This is a genomic window from Modestobacter sp. KNN46-3, from assembly GCF_011039295.1.
This window is the reverse complement of record NZ_JAAKGN010000049.1, coordinates 20,135-29,179: the sequence shown is the minus strand read 5'-3', so window position 1 is coordinate 29,179 and position 9,045 is coordinate 20,135. Positions and strand designations below refer to the sequence as shown.

At 71.6% G+C, this 9,045-nt stretch carries 8 protein-coding genes and 1 pseudogene; 4 read left to right on the top strand and 5 right to left on the bottom strand.

Annotated features, from left to right (window positions below; translation table 11 throughout):
- Window positions 1-260 precede the first annotated feature (260 nt).
- A complete protein-coding gene (locus tag G5C62_RS12550) occupies window positions 261-1,070 on the bottom strand; it encodes a recombinase family protein (protein WP_164701262.1) in 810 nt (269 codons plus the stop codon).
- 19 nt (window positions 1,071-1,089) lie between these two features.
- Between G5C62_RS12550 and G5C62_RS12545 the strand changes: the two are divergent.
- Window positions 1,090-1,227, top strand: a pseudogene (locus G5C62_RS12545) (endonuclease); the annotation flags it as partial.
- A gap of 42 nt (window positions 1,228-1,269) precedes the next feature.
- Here the strand turns inward: G5C62_RS12545 and G5C62_RS12540 are convergent.
- On the bottom strand, window positions 1,270-1,629 hold the full coding sequence (locus tag G5C62_RS12540) for a cupin domain-containing protein (RefSeq protein WP_164701261.1): 360 nt from the start codon (window positions 1,627-1,629) through the stop codon (window positions 1,270-1,272).
- A 54-nt stretch (window positions 1,630-1,683) separates the two neighbouring features.
- Here G5C62_RS12540 and ychF point away from each other — a divergent pair, with 54 nt between their 5' ends.
- Complete coding sequence (gene ychF, locus G5C62_RS12535) at window positions 1,684-2,757, top strand: redox-regulated ATPase YchF (protein WP_164701260.1); 1,074 nt, start codon at window positions 1,684-1,686, stop codon at window positions 2,755-2,757.
- A 126-nt stretch (window positions 2,758-2,883) separates the two neighbouring features.
- Window positions 2,884-4,227, top strand: coding sequence for a GntP family permease (locus tag G5C62_RS12530; protein ID WP_164701259.1), 1,344 nt, complete (start codon window positions 2,884-2,886; stop codon window positions 4,225-4,227).
- 122 nt (window positions 4,228-4,349) lie between these two features.
- Here G5C62_RS12530 and G5C62_RS12525 read toward each other — a convergent pair whose 3' ends face one another.
- Complete coding sequence (locus tag G5C62_RS12525) at window positions 4,350-4,832, bottom strand: hypothetical protein (RefSeq protein ID WP_164701258.1); 483 nt, start codon at window positions 4,830-4,832, stop codon at window positions 4,350-4,352.
- 149 nt (window positions 4,833-4,981) lie between these two features.
- On the opposite strand from G5C62_RS12525, the gene G5C62_RS12520 reads away from it, so the two are divergent.
- The gene (locus G5C62_RS12520; protein ID WP_164701257.1) at window positions 4,982-5,833 is read left to right on the top strand and encodes a mechanosensitive ion channel family protein; all 852 of its coding nucleotides are present in this window, start codon (window positions 4,982-4,984) and stop codon (window positions 5,831-5,833) included.
- A 13-nt stretch (window positions 5,834-5,846) separates the two neighbouring features.
- On the opposite strand, the gene G5C62_RS12515 is transcribed toward G5C62_RS12520, so the two are convergent.
- Both G5C62_RS12515 and G5C62_RS12510 read right to left on the bottom strand, forming a co-directional pair.
- A complete protein-coding gene (locus tag G5C62_RS12515; protein WP_164701256.1) occupies window positions 5,847-6,653 on the bottom strand; it encodes a DUF2993 domain-containing protein in 807 nt (268 codons plus the stop codon).
- On the bottom strand, window positions 6,650-9,040 hold the full coding sequence (locus G5C62_RS12510; RefSeq protein WP_241175869.1) for an MMPL family transporter: 2,391 nt from the start codon (window positions 9,038-9,040) through the stop codon (window positions 6,650-6,652). Before G5C62_RS12510 ends, G5C62_RS12515 begins: the two co-directional genes overlap by 4 nt.
- Window positions 9,041-9,045: the final 5 nt, after the last annotated feature.

The window sequence follows — 9,045 nt, the reverse complement described above, 5'->3', positions numbered from 1 at the left end:
GATCGCCGGGCTGCGCGAGCACCTGGGCGAGGTCGTCGGCCCGGCGCAATGGCAGGCGATCATCGACCCGGCCGACCGGGACCGGGTGCTGGCCCACATGGCCGAGCGAGTGGCCAGCGGACGACGGACCCCACGCCGCTACGTCCTTTCCGGGCTGCTGCGGTGCGGCAAATGCGGCGCCAAGCTCTACGCCTCCCGCCGGGAGAACTCCCGCCGCTACGTCTGCCTCAAAGGCCCCGATCACGGCGGCTGTAACCGCCTCACCGTCGTCCGCTGGCCACTCGCTCGGCCATGTGGGCCAGCACCCGGTCCCGGTCGGCCGGGTCGATGATCGCCTGCCATTGCGCCGGGCCGACGACCTCGCCCAGGTGCTCGCGCAGCCCGGCGATCCGGCCCGAGCGCAGCAGGCCACGCAGGGTCGGTGTCCGCCACTCCCGCCCGGTCACCGTGGGCACGCCCTCATCAGCCAGCCATGTGCACAGCGACCGAAGGCTCTCCCCGGCCAGGTAGCGGGCCACCAGCTGTCGGATCACCTCCGCTTCCTCCGGTCGGATGGCCAGCCGGTCGGCCTCGTAGCCGAACGGCCGGACGCTGCCGCCGTGCGGCACGCCCTGAGCTGCGTTCTGCTCCCACTTGCGCCGCATGCGGCGGCTCTTGGCCGCTGACTCGTTCGCTGCCACCGCTGCCATGATCCTTCCGATCAGCAGACCGTCGCCGGTGCCCAGGTCCATGTCCCCGGACACGAACCGGACCTGCCGCACTCCGGCGGCGTCCACGGTGGCGACGAACTGCTCCAACTCCACCGGTCGGCGGGTGAGGCGGTCAACGTGGTAGCAGATCACCGCGTCCCGCAGACCGTCGGCCAGGTCGGTCAGCATCTGCTGATAGGCAGGGCGGCGCTTGCCTGAGTAGGCCGACAGGTCATTGTCGACGTACTCCTGAGCGATGGGCCACCCAACCTGGTCCGCCAGGCGTCGGCAATCCTCCAGCTGGCGGGCCACGCCCAGCGCCCTGCCCTCGGTGTCGCTGCTGATCCGCGCGTAGACCGCCGCTGCTCTGACCGCCTGCATGGGGGCAGACTAGCGAAGGGTGAACAACTCAGCCCTGTTGTGCGAACGGCACCACACCAAGGTCCACCACGGCTTCCGGGTTCAGCGAGATCCCGGCGGACGATGGCGCACCTACCGCCCCGACGACACCGAGATCCTCATCGGCCCACTGCTGTAGCGGCCTGCCCTCGAACGGTCCTGCACTCGGACGGACCGCTTCTCAGACGACCCTGCGCTCGGCGGTCAGCTCGCTGGGGGTGTCGCCGGTGTTCACCGTCGCGCTCGGCTCGACCAGCAGCACCTGGGCGCCGTCCGGGCTGTACGGCTGGTGCGGGGTGCCCTTGGGCACGACGTACAGCTGACCGGGGCCGAGGGTGACATCGCCGTCGTCCATCCGGATCGTGAGCGAGCCGGAGAGGACGAGGAACACCTCGTCGGTCTCCGGGTGGCTGTGCCGGGTGAACTCGCCGTGGGTGTGCACCACGCGCAGGTCGTAGTCGTTCAGCACGGCGACGGTGCGGGGCGACCACGGCTGGTCGACGGTGCTGAGGACGGCGGCGAGATCCACGGGTTCGGGCACCTGCTCATCCTCGCCCACCGGGGGAGCGCGCCGACGCCCGTAAGCTGGTCTCCCGTGAGTCTCACCATCGGGATCGTCGGCCTGCCCAACGTCGGCAAGTCGACCCTCTTCAACGCCCTGACCAAGAACGACGTGCTCGCGGCGAACTACCCGTTCGCGACGATCGAGCCCAACGTCGGCGTGGTCGGCGTCCCCGACCCGCGGCTGGCGAAGCTGGCCGAGGTCTTCGGCTCGCAGAAGATCATCCCGGCGACGGTGTCCTTCGTGGACATCGCCGGCATCGTGCGCGGCGCCAGCGAGGGGCAGGGGCTGGGCAACAAGTTCCTGGCCAACATCCGCGAGAGCGACGCGATCTGCCAGGTGATCCGGGTGTTCACCGACCCGGACGTGGTGCACGTCGAGGGCAAGGTCTCCCCGTCCGACGACATCGAGACGATCAACACCGAGCTGATCCTCGCCGACATGCAGACGCTGGAGAAGGCGATCCCGCGGCTGGAGAAGGAGTCGCGCAAGGAGAAGGACCGCAAGGTCCTGCACGACGCCGCCGTCGCGGCACAGGAGGTGCTCAACAGCGGCAGGACGCTGTTCGCCGCCGGCGTCGACGCGGAGCCGCTGCGTGAGCTGACCCTGCTGACCACCAAGCCGTTCCTGTACGTCTTCAACGTCGACGCCGACGAGCTGGCCAACACCGAGGTGCTCGACGAGCTGCGGGCGCTGGTCGCGCCGGCCGAGGCGATCTTCCTCGACGCGCAGACCGAGTCCGAGCTGATCGAGCTCCCCGACGACGAGGCCGCCGAGCTGCTGGCCTCCATCGGCCAGGACGAGCCGGGGCTGGACCAGCTGGCCTCCGTCGGCTTCCGCACGCTGGGCCTGCAGACCTACCTGACCGCCGGGCCGAAGGAGTCGCGGGCCTGGACGATCCCGGTCGGCGCCACCGCCCCCGAGGCGGCCGGCGTCATCCACACCGACTTCCAGCGCGGCTTCATCAAGGCCGAGATCGTCGGCTTCGACCAGCTCATGGAGGCCGGCTCGATGGCCGAGGCCAAGTCCAAGGGCTGGGTCCGGATCGAGGGCAAGGACTACGTCATGGCCGATGGCGACGTCGTGGAGTTCCGCTTCAACGTCTAGCCATCGCTGGACGCTCGGCCCCTGACTGCGTCAGCCCGCGGTGGCGAACGATCGGTGTCAAGGTGAGCACCGACGTGGCGACGGCGGTGGTGACCGCGCCACTCCCCGTACCGGGAGGACCTGTTCATGGTCGTGGCGCACACCGCGATAGCCATCGCGGTCATCGTCCTGCTCATCATCAAGGCCAAGGTCGACCCGGTGATCTCGCTGATCATCGGGTCGCTCTACCTCGGCCTCGCGACGGGTGTCGGCTTCGCGGCGACGCTGGCGGCGATCGCGACCGGCTTCGGCGAGATCATGGCCGAGGTGGGCCTGCTCATCGGCTTCGGTGTGCTCATCGGGGCCCTGCTCCACGCGGTGGGCGCGTTCCGGAAGATGGTGGCGCTGCTCGTCGGCCGGGTCGGCGCGCAGCGGCTCCCGTACGCGTTGACGGCGGCGATGTCGACGATCTTCCCGTCGATCTACGTGGACGTGCAGGTCGTGCTGGCCTCGCCGGTGGCGCGTTCGACTGCGCCGTTCATCGGCCGGACCGGCCTGCCCCTCATGTCCGGTGCGCTCGGCGCCGGGATCTTCGCCGGCTACGTCTTCGTGATCCCGGGGCTGGCCGCCATCTCCATCGCGGGCCTGCTGGGCGTCCCGCTCGGGACCTGGCTGATCTACGGCGTCGTGCTCGGGCCGTTGACTGCGCTGGTGACGACGGTCGTCTTCCGGCTGCTCCTGCGCGGCGGCTACTGGAACTCGGCCAGGGACGAGCAGGTCGACGAGGCCATGGTCGAGCAGGAGCGGGCTGAGCTGGTCGAGGAGGAGCGCTCGACGCCCCCGCTGGTGGTCAGCCTGCTGCCGATCCTGGTGCCGCTGGTGCTGATCGCGTTCGGCGCGTTCGCGGAGCTCCTGGAGTTCTCCAACGACTTCATCGCCTTCCTCGGCGACGCCAACTTCGCGCTGTTCCTCGGCCTGGTCGGGGCCTATGTGCTCTGCCGGCGCACGCTGGGCCCGGAGGGCACGGACACGGCGATGAGCGAGGGCTTCCACACCACCGGCGCGATCCTCCTCATCACCGGCATCGGCGGGTCCCTCGGCGCCGTCATCGGGGAGACCGGGCTCGACGCGATCCTGGCCGGCCTCTTCACCGCCGACGCGGGGGCACCGGTGATCCTCAGCATCCTGCTCGCCTGGGTCATCGCCGCGGTGCTGCACCTGGCGATCGGATCGGTGTCGGTGGCGGCCATCGCAGCCGCCGGGATCATCGGCCCGGTGCTCGGGTCGATCGACGTCGCGCCGATCGTCATCGGGCTCGCGATCGCCTCGGGCGCGATGTTCGCGCTCCAGGTCAACAGCAACTTCTTCTGGATGTACAAGTCGCTGCTGGGGCTGTCCACCCAGGGGACCTTCAAGACCCTGACGATGGTCACCTCCATCGCCTCGGTCGTCTCGCTGCCGATGGTCATGGCAGCGGCGCTCATCGCATAGCCGGCGCCGCGGGGCCCGCTCAGGGGCTCCCGGACGACGTGCAGCTCGTCCTGCACGTCGTCCAGGAGCTGGTCGAGGAGCTGGAGCTGGTCGCCGGAGAGGGCCCGGACGAACGACGCGGGTCAGCCCAGGGTCGCGGTCATGACGACGTTCTCGGGCGTGACGGTCGTGCACTCGAGGTTGAGCGGCCCGGCCGACACGCTCTCGCCCTCGCTGCACGAGACCTCCTGGCCGGCGATGCCGACGGTGGCCCGGCCGTCCTGGACCTGCCCGAGGGTCACGGTCGTGCCGAGCACGTCCACCTCGGTGCCGTCGCCGGAGAGCGTGACCACGCAGGAGCTCCCGGAGCACTCCACCCCGGACTCGGTGCTCGTGGCGCCGCCGGTCTCGGTCGCCATGGCGTCGGTCTCGGTGGCGGTGGCGGAGTCGTCCGTCATCGTCGGCTCGCTCGTCTCCCCCTCGGCTGGGGTCTGGGTCGCGGTGTCCAGTGCGCTCGTGGCGTCGTCCACGGGCTCGTCAGAGCAGGCAGAGAGCGGGACGAGCAGCAGGCCGGCGGCGGCGAGGCCGGACGCCAGGCGGCGGGTGCGGGTCGGAGTAGTGGCCATGCCGGGAGCGTAATGTGACCCAGATCACTTTGCGCCCGGTGCGCGGAAAGCTTCACGTCAGCGTGACCTGCCCTCCACCTGCGGTCCGGCCGGAGGGCGGGTCGCGGTGCGGATGACTGATCCGCAGGTTCCTGGAGCATCCTCCTCGCATGCCGGTCGACCTGCACCTGCTCGACGTCCTGGCTGCGGCCGCGGTCGAGGACGTCGACGTCGTCGTCGAGGACGACATCGCGCTCAGCGAGGTCCTCCAGGCGCTGGCGGTCTTCGTCGCCTCCATCCTGCTCGCGGTGCTGCTGCGGCGGCTGCTGGTCCGCGCCCTCGACCGCGACGCGAACCGGCACGTCGGGCTCGTCGCCGGTCGCTTCCTCGGGCTGCTCGCGGTCGCCGTCGGCATCGTCTACGCCCTGGACCTGCTCGGTGTGCAGATCGGCCCGCTGCTCGGCGCCCTCGGCGTGGGCGGCATCGCCATCGCGTTCGCCGCCCAGGACATGCTGCAGAACCTGATCGCCGGGGTCATGTTGCAGATCCGCCGTCCCCTGCGGCTGGGCGACCAGGTCGCCAGCGGCGACTTCGAGGGCGTCGTCACCGACGTCAACCTCAGGACGACGGTGCTGAAGACCTACGACGGCTTGATCGTGTACCTGCCCAACGCCGAGGTGCTGAAGAACCCGATCATCAACTACACCAGCACCCCGCTGAACCGGACGACGCTGACCGTCGGGCTCGCCTACGACACCGACCTGGTCCGCGCCCGGGAGGTGCTGCTGGCCGCCTGCGCAGCTGCGGACGGGGTCGCGGACACCCCGCCCCCGGAGGTGTGGGTGGAGGAGTTCGGCGACTCCTCGATCAACCTCGCGGTGCGCTGGTGGCACCCTGCGGACATCGCCAGCCGCTGGCGGGTGCGCAGCGGCGTCGCCATCTCGGTGAAGTCCGCGCTGGACCAGGCCGGCATGACCATCCCCTTCCCCCAGCGGGTCCTCTGGTCGGGGGAGCAGGACTGACCGGCACTCGGGATCACGGCCGGATGACGACGTCGGTGCCCCGGGCGCGCACCACCAGACCCTCCGCTGCGCCCTCGATCGCGGTGAGGTCCTGGCCGAACGGCAGCGGGTCCAGCGGCACCCGCAGCGAGAACCGCTGCCCGAGCAGCAGCCGGCTGGCCGGGGCGAGGTCGGACTCGGTGTCCAGCGCGGTGGGGGCGATCGACAGCGCCCCGCCCTGCGGCGACAGCTCGGCCAGTGCGGAGGCCGACACGGACTGGCCGAGGAGGTCGACCGTCCCGGTCAGCAGCACCTCCTCCCCGGGCGCCGGCCCGAGGCTGACCGGGCGCCCGGTGACCTCGAGGTAGCGGTTGAGGTCGTCGTAGCCCAGGAACGCCTCCCCGACCGACCGCTCGATCCACACCGGCGCGGGCTCCTGGGTGAGGAGGTCGTGGAAGGAGACGTGCACGCCGGAGAGCCGGGCGTCCACCTCGTCGACCGACATCGGCCCCGACGACACCTCGCGGAGGCTGACCTCGACGTCGTCGTAGCGGCCGTCCACCGCCTGGAGGAGGAAGAACGCGCCGTGCACCTGGACCTGCGGACGGTCGGCGACGCCGGTCGCCTGCTGGATGTCGCGCGCCAGGAGTGACTCAGCGCCCCACCGGGCCAGCCGGTCGGCCCCCCACAGCAGCAGCAGGGTGCCCAGCACCACCGACACCCCCACGACCACGGTGCGCCGTGCTGGCCGAGTGCGTGGTGCGGTCTTCCCGTGGGCGGTCGCCCCGCCGACGTCCGAGTCGACCCAGCCGTCGTGCGCTGGCTCGCCGTCCGCGGTCACCGTCGTCCCACGTCCGCGCCGACCGGCAGGCTCTCGCGTGCCTCGTCCTCCCGTGCCTGGTCCTCCAGCGACTCGTCCCGCACCACCTCCGGGCCTCCGCTCCGGGCTCCCGCGGCCCCGGTGCGGCGCAGCTCGTCGACCGGCACCGACTCGGTGCGGACCCGTCGGCTGGGCCAGCTGGACGCCCGCCCCAGCAGGGTGAGCACGGCCGGGGTGAGCACCGGACGGATCAGGAAGGTGTCGATGAGCAACCCGGCGGCCATGGTGAACGCCACCTGCCGGAACGTCTGCAGCGGGATGATCGCCACCATCGCGAAGGTGAGGGCGAGGATCAACCCCGCCGCACTGATCGCCCGGGACGTGCTCGGCATCGCCAGCATGATGGCCTTGCTCAGCGGATGTCGGGTGGCCGCCTCCCAGATGGAGCCGACGGCGAACACGTTGTAGTCCGATCCCAGCGCCAGCAACAGCACCGCGGTCGCGAACGGGACGTAGAAGGCCAGCCCGGGGTCCCCGAGCAGCACCTGGAAGACCAGGACGCTCAGCCCGAGCGCCGCCGCGACGCCCAGGGCGCTGCAGGCCATCAGGATCACCGGGGCGCAGAGCGCTCGGAGGTACACGAGCAGGATCAGCAGCTCCACCAGCAGCACCGCGGTCAGCGTGATCCGGAGGTTCTCCCGGGTGATCGCGGCGAGCTCACCGGCGATCGCGGTCTGCCCGGTCACCGACACCTCGGCGCCCTGCAGCCCGGCCTCCGCGGCCAGGGTGTCCAGCTGGTCGGTGAGCCCGCGCAGGTCGCTGATCGCCGGTGCGGCCAGTGGGTCGCTGTCCAGGATCACGACGAAGCGGGCGGCGTCGCCGTCGGGGGAGAAGACGACGCCGAAGCCGTCGGGGAGCGGGTTCTGGGCCGGGCCGAGCACCTCGGCCACCCCGGGCTGGGCCGCGATGGCCTCCTGCAGCTCCTCCAGCTCCGCCCGCTGCTCGATGACCGCGTCGCCCTCGACGATCACCTCGGTGGGTGCGCTCACGCCCCGGACCTCGGACTCCTCGAGCACCGCGGCGCCCCGGCGCACCGGGTCCTCGGCCGGCAGCCCCGAGGTGAAGGACAGGTCCAGGCGCATCTGCAGCAGTGGCGCCGCGGCCAGGAGCAGCACACCGGTGGCCAGCAGCGTCGCCACCGTCGCGCCGCGCCGGTCGACGACGATCCGGAGCAGCCAGCCGTTCCCTCGGCGACTCGGCGGGCGGCGTGAGGTGCGCAGGGTCCCCAGCCCGAAGAGCCGCTCGCCCAGGATCGCCATCAGCGCCGGCACCAGGGTCAGCGACACCAGCACCCCGATGACGACGGTCAGCGACAGCGCCGGCCCGAAGGCTTGGAACAGCTGGAAGTCCGCCGCCAGCAGGGCCGCGGTGCCGGCCGCGACCGTGATCCCGGCGACGGCGATGATCGGCGCGTTGGTGCGCACCGCCCGCCGGGTCGCCTCCAGCCGCGGGAGCCCTCGGTCCAGCTGCTGCCGGAGGCCGGCGAAGAACAGCACGCAGTAGTCGGTGACCACCCCGATGAGCAGCGCGGCGATCAGCGGCTGCAAGAGGTCGGGGAGCGCGAAGCCCAGCGCCGCGGCGAGCACCCCGAGGGTGCGGATGGCGACCAGGTAGCCCAGCCCGGCGGCCAGCAGCACGACGAAGGGCGCCACGACCGAGCGGAAGGTGAGCCCGACGACGACGGCGATCAGCACCAGGGTCGCGATCTCGAACAGGTGCAGGTTCGACTGGAGGTGGTCGGCCTGGGCGACCTGGGCCGGGGCCACGCCGACGACGTAGGTCTGAACCGAGCTCTGGTTGTGGAAGTGGGCGGCGTACTCCCGGGCCAGGTCCCTGGTCTGGGTCAGCGACGTGTCGTTGGAGACGTACAGGTAGGTGACGGCGGTCTCCGGCGTCGAGGTGGGCAGCGGGACGGCGGCCACGATCTGCCCGCGCCCGGGCGGCACGTCGCCGTCCACGTAGGCCTGGGTGTGGGCGGCCGCCCACAGCGCGACGTCGGCCTGGGTGAGGACGCTCAGGCCGTCGGGGTCGTGCACCACGACCGAGGTCTGGGAGAGCACCGGCACCCGGAACAGCTCCAGGGACCGTTCCTGCACGGCGGCCGCCGGGCTGCCCTCCGGCAGCAGGTTGCCGATGTCCGCGCCGCCGCCCCCACCGGAGGTGGGGAGGGACGTCGACACCACCACGGTCAGCAGGAGCCACCCCGCCACCACGAACCAGCGGGCCTTGACGACGGCGTCCCGGTAGACGCTGGCGGCCCGCCGTATCGCGTACCGGGCCGGTCGGGTCGCCCATCGGGCCGCGGCGGCCAGCGCGGTGAGCCAACGCGGGACGGCCGTGGCTGGCACCGGGG

Coding starts and splice junctions, on each gene's coding strand:
- G5C62_RS12550 (WP_164701262.1), bottom strand. CDS start 1,070: ATGCAGGCGGTCAGAGCAGCGGCGGTCTACGCGCGGATCAGCAGCGAC.
- G5C62_RS12530 (WP_164701259.1), top strand. CDS start 2,884: ATGGTCGTGGCGCACACCGCGATAGCCATCGCGGTCATCGTCCTGCTC.
- G5C62_RS12525 (WP_164701258.1), bottom strand. CDS start 4,832: ATGGCCACTACTCCGACCCGCACCCGCCGCCTGGCGTCCGGCCTCGCC.
- G5C62_RS12520 (WP_164701257.1), top strand. CDS start 4,982: ATGCCGGTCGACCTGCACCTGCTCGACGTCCTGGCTGCGGCCGCGGTC.